Genomic DNA, 19,898 nt, shown 5'->3' with positions numbered 1-19,898 from the left:
TGAGAGGCCTGACATCGTCCTCGTGGCCGACCCGTCCGACTGGCCCCAGTCGGACGCCCCGGCCTGGCAGGGCAACACAGGGAGGCTAATTGGGCCCGGCATGCGCATGCGTTCGCGCGCCCCGGTCGGCCAGGCTGAGTTGGAAACCCAGGGCCGGGAGCCGCTGCGGCGCCGGCAGTCGGAGGTTGCCGTCATGACTGTGATGTCCATCGCCAGGTTCGAAAGGTTCTTCCGCGCGGCCGCAGGGCTGAACGTCCACAAGAACGATCTCAAGCGCTACAGCGACTTCGTGGACGCCAAGCTCTACGATCTGCTGATCGTCGCCCAGGCCGCAGCCAAGGCCAACGGGCGCGACATCATCCGGACCAGTGACCTACCGATCACGAAAGGCCTGCAGGAGAGCATTCACAACTTCCAGAAGATCGACCAAGAAGTAGAACTCAAGCCGATCCTGGAACAGCTCGCCACGCACCCCGCGCTGGACCGCACGCCCGACGAGGAGACCGAGGCGGTCTACCCGGACATCATCGGCGGACTCAGCCTGGCACTTGCTCAGAGCTTCAAGATCCTCCACCCCGAGCTGAAGAACCCCCAGTCTCAGCATTGGGACGAGGCCCGAGCTGTCTTCGACCTTCTGCTCTGAGCTTGATTTCTATGGGGCCGACGCGATCTTGGCGAGGTGGGCTTCGAGCGCGGGTTTGCGTTTGACGGTCTTCTCGACGTCGTAGCGGGGTGCGGGTTGCGGTTTTTCCCGGCTGGCGGGCTCCGAGGCCCAGAGGCCGGCGGTGTCCGGGTTGGGGAGCTGAGGGGCGGTCAAGCCGAGGGGGCGGGCGCCCGCTGCAAGGAGGAGGCGCCGGCCGAGAACGCGCCCAAGGTTGCGGAGGCGGCGTAGGTCGGGGACACCAGCCACAGTCTGCGAGCCGTCGCCACTCTGGCCGTGGCGTGCTGCCGACGCGCGGCGCGGCAAACCATGCGGGACTGTCCGGTGTGACCTAGCGTGGCTGACGACGAGCAGCGCAGCACCCCCACCCGATGAGCGCGGCCGGGCCCCGAACTCGCGCTCACTGCCATCGGTGACGGACGAACGCATCGGAATGATGATCACCTTGGAACAAGGGGAACCGGCCGGACGAATGACGCTCGATCTCGTTCTGATGTCCGATCCGGGCTGGCCGACCGACGTCGCGCGCCGTCTTAAGGCTGATCTGGTCGGCCATCTCGTTGACGTCCGGGTGGACGTGGACTGGCGGGTGTCGGTGAATTCCAGTGCTCTCGCCCTCGCCGCGCAGGCAGACGCGCCGAGCATGGTGAGGGCGCTCACCGGGCGGCTGGAGGGCGGAACCTGGGATCTGGCCCTGTTCGTCACGGACCTGCCGTATCGGGCCAACGCCCGGCCCGTCGTTCTTATGGTGAGCCCGCCTGAGCGCGTCGCCCTGATTTCTCTACCCTCGCTCGGGTGGTTCCGGGTCTCCGGTCAGGTGCGCGACGCAGCGGTGTACGCCGTCTCCGAACTCCTCGCCGCGGCCGCCGGACCGACGTCGGCCCGGGATGAGGAGGTGCGGCGGCCGGGCGGAGGGGAGCGATACCTCGTGCTGCCGGGCCGCAGCGGGATGCTGCGCCTGCTCGCCGGAATGGTGCGGGCCAACCGGCCGTGGCGGCTCTTCACCGGCTTGTCCAGGGTCCTTGCCGTCGTCTTCGCGACGGCCTCCTTCGGCCTGCTGAGCAGCGACGTCTGGAACGTCAGCCGCCATCTCGGTCCGATCCGCTCCTTGGCGCTCACCTTCCTGTCCATCACCGCTGTGGTGGCCTGGCTCGTGATCGACCACGAACTGTGGGAGCGTCCGCAGGGGAGTCTGGCCCAGCATCAGGCCCGGCTTTACAACGTGGCCACGGTCGTCACCCTCTACTTGGGGATCTCCTTCCTCTACGCCGCGCTGTACGTGCTCATCGCTCTCACGGCACCGCTCCTACTGGCGCCAGGCGCCTTGGCCCCGGTTCTCGGGCACGAACCCGGCGCGGCCTACTACCTGTCCCTCGCATGGTTCATCACGTCCATGGGTACGGTGGGCGGTGCGTTGGGCGCGGGGCTGGAACACGATCAGGTGGTGCGGCAGGCGGCCTACGGGGAGCGCCAGCGGCTGGGGCAACGGCAGGACACCACCTGGTCCGACAGCGGCGATTAGCCAGTGCGGATGACGGCCGAGCACATGGCCCGGCCGTTTCCGCCCGGGTTCCGCGGTCTGGAGACCGAGGACCAGGTATGAGAGGTATCCGCAGGGTGGCGGGCCGACACCTGAACGTCAGGTGCCGTGACATCCGCCGAGGGGGCCGCGCCTGGGGGCGCGGTCCGGGATGTCAGGCAAGCCAAGCGGACTCCTTCGGACGGGTGTGCGGGGAGCTGTCGGTGCCACCGGGCGCGGCCGTGTGGCCCAGGTAGCGGTGCACGAAGTGGATGCTCATCGCGCCTTCGCCGACCGCGGAGGCCACGCGCTTCACCGAGCCGCTGCGGACGTCGCCGGCGGCGAAAACGCCCGGCATGCTGGTCTCCAGCGTCAGGCAGTCGCGGCCCTGGCTCTGCCACAGCTCGGGAACTGAGCAGGCCTGCGCCTCCGCGCCGGTGAGCACGTAGCCGCGCGCGTCCAGGGCGAGCGCGCCGGACAGCCAGTCGGTGTGGGGGTCGGCACCGGTGAAGACGAACAGGGCCCGCACCGCGAGCTGGCGGTGCTCACCCGTGCGGTGGTCGACCACGGTGACCGCCTCCAGCGCCTTGTCGCCGAGTACCTCGGTCACCTCGGTGTGCAGCAGCACGCGCACCCGCGGGTGGCGCCCGATCTGATCGATCAGGTAGCGGGACATGTGAGCCTCGAGGCTCGGCCCGCGGACGAGCAAATACACCTGCGGCGCGTGCCCAGCCAGGAAGAGCACGGCCTGGCCCGCGGAGTTGCCGCCGCCGACGACCGCCACCGGGTCGGCGCCGCACTGCTGGGCCTCGAAGAGGGTCGCCGAGTAGTGGACGCTCGCACCCTCCAACGGCTCGATGCCGGGTACATTGAGGCGGCGGTAGTGGGCGCCGGTGGCCAGGACGACGGTACGTGCGGTGAACTCGCTGCCGTCGGCGAAGCCAACGGCGTAGTGGCCGTCGCGCTGTTCGAGCCGGGCCGCCTCCGAAGGCACGCTGATCCGGGCGCCGAACTTGTCGGCTTGGAGCACAGCGCGCTCGGTGAGTTCGGCGCCGGAGATGCCGGAGGGGAAGCCGAAGCAGTTCTCGATGCGGGAGGACGTCCCGGCCTGGCCGCCGGTGGCCAGCGCCTCCACCACGGTCGTGCTGAGGCCCTCCGAGGCGGCGTTCACCGCGGCGGCGAGACCGGCCGGACCGGAGCCGATGATCAGGACATCGCGGCGGCCGTTGCCCGACGGCAGGGGCGCCAGACCGATGAACCGGGCCAGTTCGGCGTTGCTCGGATTGCGCAGCAAGGTCCTGTCCCGCCAGATCACCAGCGGCGTCTGTTCCGGACCGACCCCGAAGCGCCGCAGCAGCGCCTCGGCCTCCTCGTCCGTCTCCAGATCGATCCAGCGGTGCGGCAGCCGGTTGCGGGCCGCGAACTCGCGCAGCCGCCGGGTGTCGGGCGAGTAGCGCGAGCCGATGATGCGGAAACCGGCGCCCTGCCCGACGAGCAGCGCACGGCGGCCCAAGCATGCGCGCAGCACCACATCACCGAGGGTGGAGTCCCGGGACACCAGGTCACGGAGTTGATCCATGGACAGGGCGAGGATCTCGCCGGGGTCCCTGACCACGGCGGTGTAGAAGGCCACCTGTCCGTTCAGAAGTCCGAGTTCGCCGATGAAGCGGCCCGGGCCGTGCACCCGCAACACGTGTTCGTCGGGCGTGCCGTAGCCCTCGACGATGGCGACCGAGCCACTGAGGACGACGTAGAACGTCTCGCACCGCTCCCCCTCCCGAATCAGCACATCACCGGCGTCAACCGCGCGCTGCCGGCCCTGCTGCCCCAGGCGGGCCATCTGGTCGTCCGACAGGCGGGGATAGGCGCCGCAGACGTCGGGCGTCTCGAAGGGAACGCTCTCCCCCGGCTCGTCCGCCACAGGCGCCGCGCCCGGCCACGTCTGGTCGCCGGACATCACACGAACGCCTCATGGACGAAGCACCAGCGCCAGTCCTCGCCGGGCTCCAGCGACGCCACGATCGGATGGCCGTCGGCGCCGGCGTGACGGCGGGCGTGCCGGTTCGGCGAGGAATCGCAGCAGCCGACGTGGCCGCAGGTCAGGCAGAGCCGGAGATGGACCCACGGGGAGCCCAGCAGCAGACATTCCTGACACCCTTGGGGGGTCAGCGGCTGGACCGGCCGGACCAGCGCGAGGTGGGGGTCTGCGTACACAGTCATTCGGATCACCCTTCCCGGGCCGTGATCGACTGTTCCACCCACTGGCGCAGAGCGGGAGCGGGCGCAGCCCCCGCCTGCCGGGCGACGGTCTCGCCCTGCTCGAGGACCAGCAGCGTCGGTACCGCCTGGACCTCGAACCGTCGCGCCAGGCGCGGATTCCTGTCGATGTCGACCTTGACCAGTTTGATCTTTCCCGCGAGGTCAGTGGCGACCTTCTCCAGCGCGGGGCTCACCATGCGGCAGGGGCCGCACCAGGTGGCCCACAGGTCGACGACGACGGGCACCGTGGACTGCTCGACGACCTCGGTGAAGTCGTCGTCGCCGGCGTCGGCTATCCACGGCAGCGGCTGCTTGCAGTTGCCGCATCTGGGGCGGCCCTCGGCGACAGCCGGCACCCGGTTGGTGCGCCCGCAGTGCGGACAGGTGACGTTGCTGGCTTGCACGGTGCTCATGCCGCCCTCGCTCCCTTCACGTCCTCGGGCTGGTCGTAGGTGACCACCAGTTCTTCGTGATCGGCGTCGACGCGGACCTTGGCGCCGTCCTGGACGTCGCCGCGCAGCAGGGCGCGCCCGACGAGTGTCTCGACCTCGTGGGAGATGTAGCGTCGCAGCGGCCGGGCCCCGTACACCGGGTCGTATCCCTGATGCGCAATCAACTGACGTGCTGCAGGGGTGAGTTCGACACTAATGCGCCGCTCGGCGAGGCGGCGGCGCAGCTCGTCGAACTGCAGCTCCACGATCCGCTCGATCTGCCGCTCACCGAGCGGCCTGAACAGCACGATGTCGTCGACGCGGTTGAGGAACTCCGGGCGGAAGTGCCCACGCAGCTCGCCCATCACCAGGGCGCGGGCGTCCGGCTTGATCTCGCCCTCGGCGGTGGCGCCGTCGAGGAGGTGCTCGGAGCCGATGTTGGACGTCATGATGATCACGGTGTTGCGGAAGTCGACGGTGCGGCCCTGGGCGTCGGTGATGCGGCCGTCGTCGAGGATCTGCAGCAGGGTGTTGAAGACATCGGTGTGCGCCTTCTCGATCTCGTCGAACAGCACGACCGAGTACGGCTTGCGGCGTACGGCCTCCGTGAGCTGGCCGCCTTCCTCGTAGCCGACGTACCCGGGCGGGGCCCCCATGAGCCGGCTGACGGTGTGCCGCTCCTGGTACTCACTCATGTCGAGGCGGACCATGTTCTCCTCGGAGTCGAACAGGGCCCGGGCGAGGGTCTTGGCCAGCTCGGTCTTCCCCACGCCGGTGGGGCCGAGGAAGATGAACGAGCCGATGGGGCGGCGAGGGTCGCGGATCCCGGAGCGGGCGCGGATGATGGCGTCGGCGACGAGCTTGACGGCCTCGTCCTGGCCGATGACGCGCTCGCGCAGGATCTCGTCCAGGCGCAGCAGTTTCTCGCGTTCGCCCTCCTGGAGACGCGCGACGGGGATGCCGGTCCAGGCGGCGACGATCTCGGCGATCTCCTCTTCGGTGACGACCTCGCGCAGCAGCCGGTTCTGCCCTTGCTTGGCCGCCAACTGCTCCTCCTCTGCCGCGAGTCGGCGCTCCAGGTCCTGGAGGCGGCCGTAGCGGAGCTCCGCGGCGCGGTTGAGGTCGTAGGCGCGTTCCGCCTCCTCCGCGTCGTGGCGGACCTGCTCCAGCTCCTGGCGCAGTTCCTGCACACGACGGATCGCCTGCCGTTCGGCCTCCCACTGGGCGCGTTTGGCGTCGGCCTCGCCGCGCAGGTCGGCCAGTTCCCTGCGCAGTTCCTCCAGACGGGTCCTGCTGGCGGGGTCGGTCTCCTTGGACAGGGCTGCCTCCTCGATCTCCAGGCGGGTGACGCGGCGGGTGATCTCGTCGAGTTCGGCGGGCATGGAGTCGATCTCGGTACGCAGCCGGGCGCACGCCTCGTCGACGAGGTCGATGGCCTTGTCGGGCAGGAAGCGGTCGGTGATGTAGCGGTGGGAAAGCGTCGCCGCCGCGACCAACGAGGTGTCCTGGATCTTCACGCCGTGGAAGACCTCCAGGCGTTCGCGCAGGCCGCGCAGGATGGAGATGGTGTCCTCCACGCTGGGTTCGTCGACCAGGACCTGCTGGAAGCGGCGTTCGAGCGCGGCGTCCTTCTCGATGTGCTTGCGGTATTCGTCGAGCGTGGTGGCGCCGATCATGTGGAGCTCGCCACGGGCGAGCATGGGCTTGAGCATGTTGCCCGCGTCCATGGCCCCTTCGGCCGCGCCGGCACCCACGACGGTGTGCAACTCGTCGACGAAGAGCAGGATGCGCCCCTGGGCGGCCTTGACCTCGCTCAGTACCGCCTTGAGGCGTTCTTCGAACTCACCGCGGTACTTCGCGCCGGCGACCAAGGAGCCCATGTCGAGGGCGAACACGATCTTGTCGCGAAGTCCTTCTGGCACGTCGCCGCGGACGATGCGCTGGGCGAGGCCCTCGACGATGGCGGTCTTGCCGACGCCGGGGTCGCCGATCAGGACGGGGTTGTTCTTGCTCTTGCGGCTGAGGATCTGGGTGACGCGGCGGATCTCGGCGTCCCGGCCGATGACGGGGTCGAGCCGCCCGGTCCTGGCCTCGGCGACGAGATCCCGGCCGTACTTCTCCAAGGCCTCGTAGGCCACCTCGGGGTTGGCGGAGGTCACGCGCTGGTTGCCCCGGACCTGGGTGAGCGCGCCGAGGAACGAGTCCCGGGTCACGCCGTGCTCCTTCAGCAGCCGCCCGGCAGCGGTCGCCGAGCCCTCCTCCACCAGCGCGAGCAGCAGGTGTTCCACGGACACGTACTCGTCCTTGAGGCGTTTGGCCTCCCGCTCGGCCTCGTCCAGCAGCCGGGCCAGGCGCTGGGTCACGAAGACCTGGCCCGGCGCCGCGCCCGGGCCGGTCACCTTGGGCCGGCGGGAGAGGTCCTCGCGTACGGCCGCGCGCAACTCCTCGGGCTCGGTGCCCGCCTGCTGCAGCAGCCGCGGGATCAGGCCCTCCTCCTGGTCGAGGAGGGCGAGCAGCAGATGTTCGCCGTCGACCTCGGTGTGGCCCAGGCGGCCGGCGGCGCTCTGGGCCTCCTGCAGGGCTTCCTGTGACTTCTGGGTCAGGCGGTTCATGTCCATGGCGGTAGATCACTCCTCATGCCTGCACGCCGCAGCGCGGCTTCGAGCAGGCTGATGCGGTCGAGCAGGTCGAGCACCAGACCGAGGGATGCGTAGTTCAGGCACAGCCCGGTGCGCAACCGCTGGACGCGGGCCAGGGCAGCCGGGGCCGTCGGGTCGAACACCAGCCGTCCGGAGGCGTCAGGGACGGCGTCCACCAGTCCGAGGGCGACGAACCGACGGACCAGGTCGGGATGGAGGCCGGAGCGGCGGGCCACGGTCTCCAGGGAGAGCCTGGGCACGGGCACGATCGCGTACCGCACGCCCACCTCGGTCGTGCGTGCGTGGGACGGGCGGGCCTTGGCCGGTCGGTCGCTCATCAGGTTCTCCTGGGGTCGAACGAGGAGACGGCGGCGAGTTCCTCCAGCAGTTCGCGCTCCCGGTCGTTCAACCGGGGTGGCACCATGATCCGCAACTCCGCGTACAGGTCTCCGTTCGCGCCGCGCGGGTTCGGCATGCCCTCGCCGCGCAGCCGAAGACGCCGTCCGCTGGAGGAGCCGGCGGGCACGGTCACCTTCGCCGTGGCGCCGCTCGGCGTGCGCACCGGCACGGTCGCGCCCAGCGCCGCCTCCCAGGGGGTGACCGGAAGCCTCACGTGGACGTCCCGGCCCTCGAGTCGGAACTCGGGGTGCGGCTGGATGCGCACCCTGAGGTACAGGTCCCCGGCGGGAGCGTCGTCGCCACCCCCACGGCCGCCCTCCCCGGCCAGCCGGATGCGCTGCCCGTCGGTCGTGCCGGGCGGCACGTCGACCTGGTAGCGACGCTGCCCGGTCGGCCCGGCGAGGGCGACCGTACGGCGGCCGCCCCGGTATGCCTCCTCGACGGTGAGCGGCAGTTCGGCCTCCTGGTCGGCTCCGGGCACGCGCCCGGCGCCGCCGAACAGCGAGCCGAACAGATCCTCCACGTCGACCCGCTCGCCCCCGAAGCCTGCCGAGGAGTACCGCACCCGGGGACCGCCGCCCGCGCTCCACCGGAAGCCACCGCCGGCTCCGCCGCCGGCGGCGACCCGCTCCTCCCAGTCCTCCGGAACCTTCCGGAAGTCCTCGCCGAAGCGGTCGTACCGGGCTCGCTGCTCCGGATCGGACAGGACGCTGAAGGCCTCGTTGATCTCTTTGAACCGCTCCTCCGCCTGGGGGTCCTTGTTGACGTCGGGGTGGTACCTGCGGGCCAGGGTGCGGTAGGCCCGCTGGATCTCGTCCCGGTCGGCGGTGCGTGAAACGCCGAGCACCTCGTAGAAGTCGCGTGCCATGGACGGTCACTCCCGCTTGGCCACGGTGACAGCGGCAGGCCGCAGTTGCCGCTCGGCCTCCCCGTAACCGGGTCGCAGCACCTGGACCACGGTGTTCGGCTCGGCGTCGGGATCCTGGACCACGCCGACGACCTCGTGCTGTGCCGGGTCGAACGACACGCCCGTTTCTGCGTGGCGCGGGTAGCCCAGCCGCTCCAGGACGTTCACGGCCTGGTCACGCACGGCCCGGACGCCTTCGACGATCGCGCCGGGGTCGGCGGCCGCGTGGCTCAGGGCCAGTTCCAGGTTGTCGATGACGGGCAGGAAGGCCGCGGCTGTACGGGCGCTTTCGGACGCGGCCTGCCGCTCCAGCTCCTTGGCATGGCGTTTGCGCAGGTTGTCGAGGTCGGCCAGAGTGCGACGCCACCGGTCCTCGGCTTCTCGCAGCGCGGCCGCGTATGCGTCCTCGGGTGTGGCGGTACCGGCTGCGGCGTCGGGCGCCCGCTCGGCCCCCTCGGTGGGCGGTGCAGGCTTCGCCAGGTCCTCACGCGGCGGCTTTTCGGCGCCCTCCGGCGGCGGGTCGGGCTCTCGGTCTCGGGGTGGGACGGGCATGGCGGGCACCTCAGCCCTTGTCGAACTCGGCGTCGATCACATCGTCGTCGCCCCCGGAACCCCCCGGTGCGGCCGCGCCGGGGCCGGATCCATCCGGTGAGCCGGTGCCCGCCGGACCGCCTGCGGCGGCTCCCGCCTGGTGGGCCGTCAGCCCCGCGAAAACCTGCTGGAGTTCGGAGGTCAGTGGCCGGACCTTGTCCACCCCGGCCTCGTTCTTGACCGCCTCGCGAGCCTCGGCCACGAGCATCTCGGCGCGGGCCTTCTCGTGTGCGGGGGCGGCGTCGCCGAGCTCTCCGAGGCGCTTTTCGACCTGGTAGGCGATGGCATCCAGTTCGTTCCGGGCGTCGACCGCCTCGCGCAGGGCCTGGTCCTGGCCGCGGTTGCTCTCCGCCTCCTGGACCATCCGTTCCACCTCGCTGCGGTCGAGGTTGGAACTCTCACTGATGGTGATGCTCTGCTCCTTCCCCGTGTCCTTGTCCCGCGCGGTGACGCTGAGGATGCCGTTGGCGTCGATGTCGAAGATGACCTCGATCTGCGGCTCACCGCGCGGCGCGGGGCGGATGTCCGTGAGCTGGAAGCGACCCAGGACCCGGTTGTCCGCAGCCCTCTCACGCTCGCCCTGCAGGACGACGACGTCGACGGCGGGCTGGTTGTCCTCGGCGGTGGAGAAGGTCTCGGTGCGGCGCACCGGAATGGTGGTGTTCCGCTCGATGATCTTCGTCATCACGCCGCCGCGTGTCTCCACGCCCAGCGACAACGGGGTGACGTCGAGCAGCAGGACATCCTTCACCTCGCCCTTGAGGACCCCGGCCTGGATCGCGGCGCCCATCGCCACGACCTCGTCGGGGTTGACGCTCATGTTGGGTTCCTTGCCGCCGGTCAGCCTCCGCACCAGGGCCTGGACGGCAGGGATGCGGGTGGAGCCGCCGACGAGGATGACCTCGTCGATGTCGTTGTCACTGACCTTGGCGTCGTCCATGGCCTGGCGCACCGGGCCCAGGCAACGCTCCACCAGGTCGCCGGTGATCTGCTCGAACGTGGACCGCATGATCGTCGTGGTCAGATGCTTGGGGCCAGAGGCGTCGGCCGTGATGAACGGCAGGCTGACCTGCGTCTGGGTCACCGAGCTGAGCTCTGTCTTGGCCTTCTCGGCGGCCTCGAAGAGTCGCTGCAGAGCCTGCGGATCCTTGCGCAGGTCGATGCCGTTCTCTTTCTGGAAGCCCTCGGCGAGCTGATCGACCAGCCGTCGGTCGAAGTCGTCGCCGCCCAGATGGCTGTCGCCCGCCGTGGACCGCACCTCCACCACCCCGTCGCCGACGTCGAGGATGCTGACGTCGAAGGTGCCACCGCCCAGGTCGAAGACGAGTACCGTCTCGTGCTGCTTCTTGTCCATGCCATAGGCGAGGGCGGCCGCGGTCGGCTCGTTGATGATCCGCAGCACTTCAAGGCCGGCGATCCGTCCGGCGTCCTTGGTGGCGGTGCGCTGGGCGTCGTTGAAGTAGGCGGGCACCGTGATGACCGCCTCCGTGACCCGCTCCCCCAACTGCTTGGAGGCGTCGTCGGCGAGCTTGCGCAACACCTGCGCGCTGATCTCCTCGGGCGCGTAGAGCTTGTCGCGCACCTTGAACCGGGCGGCGCCGCCGTCTCCCTCGACCACGTCGTACGCGACCGCCCTGGCCTCTTCGGAGATCTCGTCGAAGTGTCGGCCGATGAACCGCTTGGCCGAGTAGATGGTGCCCTTGGGGTTGAGGATCGCCTGGCGGCGGGCCAGCTGGCCCACCAGGCGCTCGCCGGCGTCGGTGAAGGCCACCACGGACGGCGTGGTGCGGTTGCCCTCGCTGTTGGGGACAACCGTCGGCTCGCCACCCTCCCACACGGCGATCACCGAGTTCGTGGTGCCGAGGTCGATCCCTACTGCCTTGGCCATGAGGAACTCCTTCCGCGACGGCCCGTTCTCCCTCGGAGTCGTTCGGGCTCGCGCACTTGCCGGGGTGACCGGGGGCCTTTCCTCGGCTGCTCGCGCCCAGCCAGTTCAGCAGCCCGAAGTCGCACTCCGTCCGACGGCCGCCCTCCTCACAACGGGAAACCCCTGATCGAAAGGTGCTCCCACGGCTGGCGGCGCGTCCGACGATCCGTGAAAGACCCAGACTGGCACGAGAGCGGCGCGCGCCACCTGCACCCGGCAGGTCAGAAAGCGACACACTTGATCGGTCCACGAGAACAAGCCGTAAACTCGAACAAACCGGTTGATTTAGCCCAGGCTGGGTAGGCACGGACCCACGAGTCGCTCGGTCACCTCCGATGACCGGAGGAGAACGGAGTGATCTATGGCCTCCCCTCCGTCACAAAGGCTGTCCGCTCACGTTTCCCACGAGGCGGTGACCGGCCACGCGAGCAACACCGGGGGCACCGAACAGCACGCCCCCCGACTCGCGGCGCTGGACCCACACGGGCTGCTGGCGCTGTCCCACACGCTGTTCACCTGCGTGGAGCAGAGTGAGATCGTGCGGTCGGCCATGCGACACGTCAGCACCCTCGGCCCCTACCACGTAGAGGCCGGATATCTAGGGACGGGCGACGGCTTGTCCCGCGTCTTCCTCGATGACGCGGGAGCACCGACGGTCGACGACGCACGGATGGAGGAGGCGGGCGAGGCTGACGGCCCCGCACCTCTTCCCGGGCGCTTCTGGAACTGGGCGTTCGGCCTGCACGGGCTCGGCGGTCGGCTCGGCTGCATCGTGGTCTCCTCCCACTCCGACCCCGGTGAGCAGGGGTACTTCCTCCTCTCGACCCTTGTGGAGCTCACGGCGGCAGCCGTCTCACTGGCGGTCCGGCGCCCCGCGCGGCACGACCCGGCCGACGAGCTGAGCCGACTCCGCAGCGAACGGGACACCGCACTGCAGCAGTTGGACACAGTGCGCTCTGAGCTGCACTTTCAGACGACCGTGCACGAGTCCCTCGCCCACGTGGCCGCCCTGGGCGGTGGCGAGGACGCCATCGCCCAAGCGCTGTACGAGCTCACCGGGCTGCCCTCGCTCATCGAAGACCGGTTCGGCAACCTGAGGTCCTGGTCGGGTCCCGGTCGGCCCGACCCCTATCCGGTGCGCTCCGCGTCCGACCAGGAGGAGATGCTTCGGCGGGTCGCGCGCGAGGCGGGTCCGGTCAAAGTCAGGGACCGGCTGATCGTCCTGGCCCAGCCGCGCGGCGACCTCCTCGGCGTACTCGCCCTCGAGGACCCGGAAGCGACGGCCAACGAGCACACGATGTTCGCGTTGGATCACGCTCTGCGGTCACTTGCCCAGGAACTCCTGCGTGTGCGCGAACTCACCGCGGTCGAACTGCGTCTGCGCCGTCAGCTGATGGACGACCTGCTGGAAGGGGCTGACGACACGGACGCCTACACCCGAGCCGAAGCCCTCGGCCATGACCTGCGACGTCCTCACTACGTGGTCGTGGTGCACTGGCCGGGCAACGCCGCAGACGACTCCTGCACCCGTGCTGTCGAGCGAGCGATGGCCACCGCAGCGATCCGTCCGCTGATCACCCGTCGCGGCGACCGAGTGGTCGTGCTGTCCGAAGCGAGGCCCAACGAACCTGCCGTGCATGCGGCGCTGGCCCAGGAACTGGGGACGCCCGAGGGAGCGATCGGGGTGAGCACTCGAAGCGTCTCACCGAGCGACATTCATCGCTGCTACCTGGAAGCACTACGGGCGCTGGAAGTGCGTCAGAACTCCCGCCAACGTAGCGGGACGACCTTCTTCGACGATCTGGGGCTGTACCGGATCCTGGGGCCCGGCAACGATCTCCGGGAGCTGCAGTTCTTCGTGCGAGAGTGGCTTGGCCGGCTGATCGACTACGACGCCGAGCACAACACGGAGTTGGTGGAGACACTCTCGCGCTACTTCGACTGCGGAGGCAACTACGACGATGCGGCCGCCGCGCTGACCGTCCACCGCAGCACCCTGCGCTACCGACTGCAGCGCATTCGCGAGATCAGCGACCACGACCTCGCGGATGTGGACACGCGGCTCAATCTGCAGGTGGCAACGCGCGTCTGGAAGATCATCCTGGGCGGGCGATGCTGAATGCGACCACCTGTACGGGTAGCTGCACCACAGACGTCGAGGATTGCGCCGCCGGGGTTTCCCGCCGCCGGACCCATTCCGTTCGGTTCTGCCGGCGGGACCCCGGCGAAGCGGAACAGCCTCGGCAGGTGTGAGCAGGTCCCGGCGCGGAACCCGATGTGCCCCGACTCCAGGGAGGCGTCATGGACGCCCATGTCACTGCCCAGGGCAACCCCATCGCCACGGTCAACCCGTACACCGGTGAAAGGCTTCGTGAGTTCCCGGCGCTGAGCGCGGAGGAGGTGGGGCGCGCGATCGACGCGGCCCACCGTAGCTTTCCGAACTGGCGTGCCCGGTCGACGGCCGACCGGGGGGCCCACATGCAATGCGCCGGCCGGCTCATGAGGGAGCGCAAGGAGGAACTGGCGCACCTCCTGACACTTGAGGTCGGCAAGCTGATCAACTCAAGCCGCGCAGAGGTCGACCTCGCGTCCGACATCCTCACCTACTACGGCGAGCACGGCCCCGAGCTGCTGGAGGAGCGATCGCTGCCGGTGCCCGAGGGCACGGCTGTGCTGGTGAACGAACCGCTCGGCGTCCTTCTCGGCGTGATGCCGTGGAACTTTCCGCTGTACCAGGTAGCCCGATTCGCGGCTCCCAACCTCGTCCTCGGCAACACGATCCTGCTCAAGCACGCGAGTAGCTGTCCCCAGTCCGCACTGGCACTTGAACGACTGTTCACGGATGCGGGTGTGCCGAGCGGGGTCTACACGAATCTTTTTGTGCGGGGCAGAGACGTCGGGAAGATCATCGACGACTCTCGCGTGCAGGGAGCGTCACTGACCGGAAGCGAGCGGGCGGGCGTGAGCCTGGGTGAGACCACCGGCCGCAATGTCAAGAAGTCCGTCCTCGAGCTGGGTGGCAGTGATCCATTCATCGTGCTGGACGGCCACAACCTCGAGCGCACCGTGTACGCCGCGTTCCTCGGACGGATGGGCAACACCGGGCAGTGCTGCGTGGCGGCCAGCGCTTCATCGCCCTTGCCGATGTCTACGAGGCCTTTCTCACCGGGTTGCGTGACCGGCTGAGCGAACTGCAACCGGGAGATCCGCTCGAACCCGCCACCACGCTCGGCCCGATGTCCTCCGAGGCTGCGGCCGACCTACTGCTGGAGCAGGTTCGTGACGCGGCGGACAAGGGAGCCACGGTCGTGTTGGGCGGCGGGCGGCCCGAACTGCCGGGCGCCTTCGTGGAGCCAACCCTGCTCACCGATGTCACACCGGACATGCGGGCCTACCGGGAAGAGCTCTTCGGTCCCGTCGCCACGGTCTACCGGGTCGCTGACGAGGATGAGGCCGTGGCACTGGCCAACGCCTCCCCCTACGGCCTGGGAGGCGCGGTCTTCGCCGCCGATCCGGAGCGTGCCCGCCGGGTCGCGGACCGGCTGGAGGCGGGCATGGTGTGGATCAACCACCCGACCGCGTCCCGTCCGGAGCTGCCCTTCGGCGGCATCAAGCGCTCCGGCTACGGTCGCGAACTCGGCGATGTGGGCATCGTGGAATTCGCAAACCGCAAACTCGTGCGCTACGTGGACGCCGACGCCCCGATCGGAGAAGTGCTGGGCTGACCCGCGAGCAGCCGACCGCGACCCAGCGGCGAGCCGGTGTTCGGGGGTGGGACAGGCCGGCGTTCGAGCGGCATCGTGACCCAAGCAGTTCCGCCTCGGCTTCGGCAACGCGCTTTCCGCCGCCGAGTCGCAGCACCTCTTCGGCCGCTGGACCATCCCCGGCCCCGGAAGACCGGCATTCGGGAACAGGTCGGCGGTGGCGTCGCGCACCGCCGCCATGAACCGTCATCGGGCTCCTGCTGACCCCGCCACCCCTGGTCAAGGTCGGCAGCACCGGTTGGCGAGCAGTCAACTACCACCGCGGCGACCCGGACTACCGCCGACTTGTGCTCGGCGGCGCTCGTGCGAGGGTCGGGTGATGGGGCGGTTCATCGGGCCGTCGCCGTCCAGGGGGTCGAGCCGGCGTACAGCGCGGCGCGAACAGGTCCCTACCGTCACGCTGGGAGCCGCGACCTTTCGGTCTGCTTGCGCCCGCATCGACCTACGCCGGTTGCGTGGCCCCTCCGCCCGGGACGCTCAATCGGCGGCACGTGGCAGGGTGACCCTGACCAGTGCGCCGCCGCTCGGGGCCTGGGCGATGGTGATGTGCCCGCCGTGTGCCGTGGCGATCTCCTTCGCGATCGCGAGGCCCAGGCCGCTCGATCCGCTCGCGCGTTCGCGGCTGGTGTCCAGGCGGACGAAGCGGGCGAAGACGCGTTCGCGCTCCTCGGCGGGAATGCCCGGCCCGTCGTCGGTCACCTCGATGGCGAGCTCTCCGCTCGGCAGGGCCCTTACGGCGATCAGGACAGTGTGCCGGGCGAAGCGGACCCCGTTGTCGACGAGGTTGCGCACCATCCGGCCCAGGTGCTCCCGGTCGCCGAGCACCACCGGCTCCCCCGGCGCGTGGCCCGCAGTCGCGACCTCCACGCGGGGGGACGGGGTCGTCGCGCGGATCTCCTCGATCAATTCGGCGAGATCCACCGGGGCCCGGTGCGCGACCAACTGCCGGTCGTCGCTCCTGGCGAGCAGCAGCAGCTCCTGGACGAGCTTCTCCAGGCGGGCGGACTGACGGGCTGCACGCTGAGCGATCTGCGGCCAGGGTGCGGTGTCCGGGTGTGCGAGGCCCACCTCGAGCGAGGTGCGGATCGCCGCAAGCGGGCTGCGTAGTTCGTGCGAGGCGTCGGCGGCGAACCGCCGTTGCCTCGTGGCCGAGTCGTCGAGCCGGGCGAGCATGTCGTTCATGGTGCGGGCGAGCTGACCGACCTCGTCGCGGGCGGCCGGTTCGGGGACCCGTCGGGAAAGGTCGGCGGCGGTGATCTCGGTGACCGAGCGGCGGATCCGCTCGACGGGACGCAGCGCCCGGCCCACGACCAGCCAGACGGTGCCGCAGGCCAGCAGCAGGATGACCGGCAGGCCGATCAGCAGCAGCCGGGCGAAGGTCTCGTTGACCTGGGCGAGCAGGTCGGTGGTGGTGAAGACGACGACGTCCACCGGCCGTCCGTCCACGGTCGCCCTGGTCCCGACGGCGCGCACCTCGCCGGACAGCGCCGGGGCGGCCTTCTGACGCACCAGCGTGTCCGAGCCGGGGGCCAACGTGTAGAGGGCGCCGATGCCGTCCAGGGCGTGGGTGGCCGCCAACACCGTACCGTCCGGGGCGAGGACCTGGGCCTGGGCGTTCGCGTCCAGGGCGAAAGGCGGCAACGGGCGCGGCCAGGCCCCCGCCTGGCCGGACTGCTCGATCTGTGCGGCGTAGGTACGCAGCTGGTCGTCCGTGGTCCGGTGCGCCGAGCCGGTCTGAAGGAGGTACAGCAGCACGAGTCCGAGGGCCACGGCCAGCGTGAGCGCGAGTCCGGCGACCGCGGTGACCCGGGCCCGCACACTGCCCGCGCGGGCAGTGTGCGGGCCCGGGCGCGGTCCTACCGCGCCGGGCTCTCCGGCCGCCGGGCCGTTCACCGGTCCACCAGACGGATCAGGTAGCCCTGGCCGCGCACCGTCTCGATGACCGGAGGGCTGCCGCCCGCCTCGAGCTTGCGCCGCAGCCGGTGGACGTGGACCTCGACCACGGAGGGTCCGCCCTCGAAGTTGACGTCCCAGCAGTGCTCCAGCAGTTCGGTTTTGGACACCGCCCGTCCGGCGTTGCGCAGCAGGTGTTCGAGGACCGCGACCTCGCGGACGGTCAGATCCAGTGCCTCGCCCTCGCGGGTCACCGTGCGGCTGGCCGGGTCCAGCGCCAGGCCGACGGTGGTGAGCACCGTCGGCCTGGCTCCCATGGCGCGCCGGGTCAGCGCGCGCAGGTGCGCGAGAAGCACCGGGTAGGAGAAGGGCTTGGCCAGGTAGTCGTCGGCCCCGCTGTCGAGCCCCTCGGCGTGGTCGAGGTCCTCGTCCATGGCGGTGAGCATCAGGATCGGGGTCCACCGGCCCTGCTCACGCAGGGCCCGGCAGATCTGGTAGCCGTCCATGCCGGGCAGCATCACGTCCAGGATGATCACGTCGGGGGACGTCTCGCGGGCCTTCCACAGCCCGTCGGTGCCGTTGAACGCGACATCCACGACGTAACCCTCGGCCTCCAGTCCCCACGCGAGTGACTCGGCCATGTCCGGTTCGTCCTCGACCACCAGCACGCGCATCTAACCAGCATCCCCGATCGGGATCGCGGTACGCTCCTGCTCCTGCTCGGACGTAGGCCCGGGCGCCTCCTCCTTGATCCTCAGCAGCCGGGCGGCGCTCCGTGGCATCCACCAGTTCAGCCGGCCCAGCAACGAGACCAGTGCGGGAAGCAGCAGCATCCGCACGACCACGGCGTCCAGCAGCACCCCGCAGGCCAGGCCCGCGGCGATCTGCCGCACGGTGATGTCGTTGGCCGTGGAGAGCGAGGCGAGCGCGAGGAAGAGGATCAGCGCGGCGCTGGTGACCAGGCGTCCGGTCCGTGAGATCCCCTCGACGAGCCCCTCCCCCGTGGAGCCGGTGCGCTGGTAGCCCTCACGGACCCGGGCGAGGATGAACACCTCGTAGTCCATCGAGACCCCGAACAGGAACCCGAAGATCAGCACCGGTGCGAGCGTGTCCACCGAGCCGTAGCCGCGCGCACCCCAAAGGGTCTGCATCCCGAAGCCGTGCTGGAAGACGAGCACCAGCATGCCGTAGGACGCGGCGACCGACGCGATGTTCAGCAGCACCGCCTTCGCCGGCAGCACGATCGAGCGCAGGCCACGCGCGAGCAGAAGGAACGTCACGAGCGCGACGACGGCGAACAGGCCCGGGAACGCGCCGTAGGTGGAGTTGGTCAGATCGATGTTGACCGCACCCTCGCCTCCGACGAGTACGCCGCGCGGAACCGTGTGCTGGAGGTCGGCGAGCGAGGTCCCGCCCAGCGAGGTGCCCACCTCGTGCTGCGGGATGACGAACACCATCGCACTCCCGCCCTGCTGCCAAGGGATTCCGGCGGGAGCGACGGCGCCGCGCACGCTCGCCACCGAGTCCAGCGAGGAGGCGACCGAGGCGGCATCCGCCGCGTGCGGGAGGTACACCGGGACCGTGGTCAGTGTCCCGGAGGGGAAGCCGTCCGCCTCCAGCGCGCGCAGGCCGTCGGTGTAGGCACCGCTGCCGGCCAGATGGGAGGTGGTCGGCAGGCCGATGTCGATCGTCGCGGCAACACCGGCGAGCGTGCCGAGGATCCCGAGACCCACAACGGCGGCGAGCACCCGGAACCGGATCACCCGGCCGGCCCACCAGGTCCAGAATCGGCTCGCCGCGCCCGCCGAGCGCCGCCGGGGCCAGTCCACCCGCGCACCGACCTTCGACAGAAGTGCCGGCAGCAGCGTCAGCGCGACCAGCGTCGCCGTCGACGGAATGAACAACCCGGCAACGCCGATCCCGCGCACCACCGAGTTCGGCACGACGATCAGCGCGAACAGGCCGAGTGAGGCGACCAGACCGCTGAACCACACCGAGTGCCCGGCGCGCTCGACCGCCGCCCGCACCGCCTCGTCATTGCTCCTGCCCGAGGCGCGTTCCTCCCGCCAGCGCGTGACCACCAGCAGCGAGTAGTCGATCGACAGGCCCAGACCGAGCAGTGCCACGATGTACTGCACCGCCGGGTTCAGAGGCGAGGACGACGGCATCAGGTAGGTCAGTCCGTAGATCAGCAGCTGCATCGTCAGCACCGAGATCAGCGCCATGATGATGGGCAGCGCGGCCAGCAGCGACCCGAACACCCAGACCAGCACGATCAGCGCGCCGACCGCTCCGAAGACGAGTTCGCTGGTGACCGTCGAGTTTCCGCCCGAAGCCGCGTTTCCGGCCTCCAGTGCCCGCACGCTCGTGCCGTTCACACTCAGCGAGGGCACTGCGGCCTTGGCCGCCGCGGTCAACGTGTCGACCTGGTCGGTCGTCATGTCATCGCCGTCGTGGGGCGGATAGGCCAGCACGATGGTGCTGGCGCCGCCGGTCCCGACGAGTGCCCGGGCGCCGGTCGACGCGTACGAGACCAGCCGGAGCTGCGGAGCGGCCCTGGTGATAGCAGCGTCCACCGCCCGTAGTTGAGCGCCGACAGCTGCGGCGCCCACCGTCTCGCCCGGCGGCAGCCCGAGCACCAGCACGCCCGGGTCAGAGGTAGCACCGCCGTACTGCGCGGCGATCCGCGTATCGGCCGCGTAGGCCGACCCGTTCGTGTGAACTCCCGGCACCAGCCGACTCGACACGCTCGGCGCCACGACGACGCCGGCCACGGTGACGACCAGCCAGGCCGCCAGCACCAGCACCCGGTGCCGGATCACCCACCTGCGCAACGGTTCCACAGTTCCTCCTCGGGAGCGCGATCGCTCAACCGCGAGGCTAGGAACCGCCGGCTTACCGGCAGCTT

Annotated in this window: 14 protein-coding genes and 1 pseudogene; 4 read left to right on the top strand and 11 right to left on the bottom strand. The window is 70.1% G+C overall.

From position 1 onward, the window contains the following. Positions 1-22: 22 nt before the first annotated feature. Complete coding sequence (locus TR48_RS07915) at positions 23-643, top strand: DUF1931 family protein (protein WP_236652063.1); 621 nt, start codon at positions 23-25, stop codon at positions 641-643. Positions 644-1,073: 430 nt separating this feature from the next. Beyond that, positions 1,074-2,183, top strand: coding sequence for a hypothetical protein (locus TR48_RS07905; RefSeq protein WP_152627850.1), 1,110 nt, complete (start codon positions 1,074-1,076; stop codon positions 2,181-2,183). Between the two features lie 172 nt (positions 2,184-2,355). On the opposite strand, the gene TR48_RS07900 is transcribed toward TR48_RS07905, so the two are convergent. The 8 genes from TR48_RS07900 to dnaK are packed head-to-tail and all read right to left on the bottom strand — an operon-like array spanning position 2,356 to position 11,294. Beyond that, on the bottom strand, positions 2,356-4,137 hold the full coding sequence (locus TR48_RS07900) for an FAD-dependent oxidoreductase (RefSeq protein ID WP_042365224.1): 1,782 nt from the start codon (positions 4,135-4,137) through the stop codon (positions 2,356-2,358). After that, entirely contained in the window at positions 4,137-4,400 is a 264-nt protein-coding gene (locus TR48_RS07895) for a UBP-type zinc finger domain-containing protein (RefSeq protein ID WP_042365223.1), read from the bottom strand. Before TR48_RS07895 ends, TR48_RS07900 begins: the two co-directional genes overlap by 1 nt. A 5-nt stretch (positions 4,401-4,405) precedes the next feature. Next, positions 4,406-4,852 carry a thioredoxin gene (gene trxA, locus TR48_RS07890; RefSeq protein ID WP_042365222.1) on the bottom strand — a complete coding sequence of 149 codons (447 nt, stop codon included), beginning with the start codon at positions 4,850-4,852 and terminating at the stop codon, positions 4,406-4,408. Then, positions 4,849-7,488 (bottom strand): ATP-dependent chaperone ClpB, encoded by a 2,640-nt coding sequence (clpB, locus tag TR48_RS07885; protein ID WP_042365221.1) that lies wholly within the window; start codon positions 7,486-7,488, stop codon positions 4,849-4,851. The genes trxA and clpB overlap by 4 nt, the downstream gene beginning before the upstream one ends. Further along, positions 7,479-7,847 (bottom strand): chaperone modulator CbpM, encoded by a 369-nt coding sequence (locus TR48_RS07880; protein ID WP_174501679.1) that lies wholly within the window; start codon positions 7,845-7,847, stop codon positions 7,479-7,481. Before TR48_RS07880 ends, clpB begins: the two co-directional genes overlap by 10 nt. Continuing rightward, complete coding sequence (locus TR48_RS07875) at positions 7,847-8,776, bottom strand: DnaJ C-terminal domain-containing protein (RefSeq protein ID WP_042365220.1); 930 nt, start codon at positions 8,774-8,776, stop codon at positions 7,847-7,849. Before TR48_RS07875 ends, TR48_RS07880 begins: the two co-directional genes overlap by 1 nt. A gap of 6 nt (positions 8,777-8,782) precedes the next feature. Further along, complete coding sequence (locus tag TR48_RS07870) at positions 8,783-9,367, bottom strand: nucleotide exchange factor GrpE (protein ID WP_042365219.1); 585 nt, start codon at positions 9,365-9,367, stop codon at positions 8,783-8,785. Between the two features lie 10 nt (positions 9,368-9,377). After that, complete coding sequence (gene dnaK, locus TR48_RS07865; protein WP_042365218.1) at positions 9,378-11,294, bottom strand: molecular chaperone DnaK; 1,917 nt, start codon at positions 11,292-11,294, stop codon at positions 9,378-9,380. A 709-nt stretch (positions 11,295-12,003) separates the two neighbouring features. On the opposite strand from dnaK, the gene TR48_RS07860 reads away from it, so the two are divergent. Both TR48_RS07860 and TR48_RS07855 read left to right on the top strand, forming a co-directional pair. Then, positions 12,004-13,452, top strand: coding sequence for a PucR family transcriptional regulator (locus tag TR48_RS07860; protein ID WP_236652062.1), 1,449 nt, complete (start codon positions 12,004-12,006; stop codon positions 13,450-13,452). 182 nt (positions 13,453-13,634) lie between these two features. After that, positions 13,635-15,058, top strand: a pseudogene (locus TR48_RS07855) (NAD-dependent succinate-semialdehyde dehydrogenase). 516 nt (positions 15,059-15,574) lie between these two features. Here the strand turns inward: TR48_RS07855 and TR48_RS07850 are convergent. From TR48_RS07850 to TR48_RS07840, 3 genes are read right to left on the bottom strand one after another with little or no spacing between them, the layout of a single operon-like run. Continuing rightward, the gene (locus tag TR48_RS07850) at positions 15,575-16,990 is read right to left on the bottom strand and encodes a sensor histidine kinase (protein ID WP_084728998.1); all 1,416 of its coding nucleotides are present in this window, start codon (positions 16,988-16,990) and stop codon (positions 15,575-15,577) included. Then, positions 16,987-17,664, bottom strand: a complete 678-nt coding sequence (locus TR48_RS07845; RefSeq protein ID WP_042365217.1) for a response regulator transcription factor — start codon at positions 17,662-17,664, stop codon at positions 16,987-16,989. Before TR48_RS07845 ends, TR48_RS07850 begins: the two co-directional genes overlap by 4 nt. After that, positions 17,665-19,833 (bottom strand): MMPL family transporter, encoded by a 2,169-nt coding sequence (locus TR48_RS07840; protein WP_084728996.1) that lies wholly within the window; start codon positions 19,831-19,833, stop codon positions 17,665-17,667. Positions 19,834-19,898 lie beyond the last annotated feature (65 nt).

This window comes from Streptacidiphilus neutrinimicus, assembly GCF_000787815.1.
GTDB classification, from domain to species: Bacteria; Actinomycetota; Actinomycetes; order Streptomycetales; family Streptomycetaceae; genus Streptacidiphilus; species Streptacidiphilus neutrinimicus.
The sequence above is the reverse complement of the archived record's forward strand: the minus strand, read 5'-3'. Positions and strand labels throughout refer to the sequence as shown.